This window comes from Limnofasciculus baicalensis BBK-W-15 (assembly GCF_024178385.1).
GTDB classification, from domain to species: Bacteria; Cyanobacteriota; Cyanobacteriia; order Cyanobacteriales; family Coleofasciculaceae; genus Limnofasciculus; species Limnofasciculus baicalensis.
In genome coordinates, this window is sequence record NZ_JAMZMM010000749.1 from 1 (window position 1) to 1,104 (window position 1,104).

A 1,104-nucleotide genomic window follows, 5' to 3' on the forward strand; every position below is an offset into this window, starting at 1 on the left:
TCAAAGGGGGGAGAAAGAATACAACCTGTATTTCTTCCTTTCTCGGGATGCTCCCACGCACCATCTTCCATACCGAGCGAGCGAGCGCTCTTCTACGCTCAAAATAAAGAGAAACCAGGTTTCTCTTGTGTACTTCATAAACCTGCAATCTGCTGTAATAGTTTATGGCCCAGAAAAAACTGCTGCTTCTATATCGGCACGACTGAGGGAATACTTAAAGGATCTTTGAATATCTCGTCCTCCCTCACTCCCATTAGTGTATAACACAGTTAATTCTTCAATATCTAAACATAAGGTAGCTCTCCAAGTTGCTCGATCTACATACCAATAATGAATGTTGTTGCGATCTTGTTCGCATCCTTGGGCTTTTAGCCATTGCTCAATGGCGTTTAGAGGATGGTTATATAAAGGGGTGTTTGCTGGCGGAAGAAGCATATTGATCTCGATTAGGTGTTAATTTTGTGGGCAAACCACTGTAGGGTTGAGAGACTATTACTAGATAATTCTGAGATTTCTACGGGGGATTCTGCCCTGGTGAAACCAATGAAGATTGCAATCAGCAAGCAACCGATAAAGGTTATTCCCAAAATGAATAGGGCAAACATTTCCCCTGGGGAGAGGGGGCGATCCGTTGCATCTAGGTAGGCGGAGGAGGAATAGTATTCTGGCTGTGAGGAATCTACTGGATTGTGGAAGCCTGGGGGTACTTGAATTACATTAAACCGGGAATAGCCAATTTTGCGATCGTAGGCTAATCGCCTTTCTGGATTACTTAGGGTAGCATAGGCTTCGTTGAGTTGTTGGAACTTTAGGGTTGCCATCAGAGGCGGGAGATCCGTTGTATCTGGATGATACCGCTTGCTGAGTGTCCGATAGGCGCGTCGAATTTCTAAGGGTGAGGCGCTAGGGTGTAACTCTAAAATCCCATAATGTCCAGTAGGAGCCGCTCTTACCTTTTCCCTTATTGTTTGTCTTACCCAGTCTTGATCCACTATCGTTTATCCTGTCTCTGCGATCGCTTTCATTATTTTAGAACAGGGAATGGGGAATGGGGAAGAGAGTTTTGAGTTTTGAGTTTTGAGTTTTGAGTTTTGAGTTTTGAGT

General features: G+C 44.2%; 2 protein-coding genes. Both read right to left on the reverse strand.

The annotated features are described in order from the left end of the window. Nucleotides 1-162: 162 nt before the first annotated feature. The gene (locus NJ959_RS29935; protein WP_254015403.1) at nt 163-435 is read right to left on the reverse strand and encodes a DUF3143 domain-containing protein; all 273 of its coding nucleotides are present in this window, start codon (nt 433-435) and stop codon (nt 163-165) included. 11 nt (nt 436-446) lie between these two features. Continuing rightward, complete coding sequence (locus tag NJ959_RS29940; RefSeq protein WP_254015404.1) at nt 447-992, reverse strand: J domain-containing protein; 546 nt, start codon at nt 990-992, stop codon at nt 447-449. Nucleotides 993-1,104 lie beyond the last annotated feature (112 nt).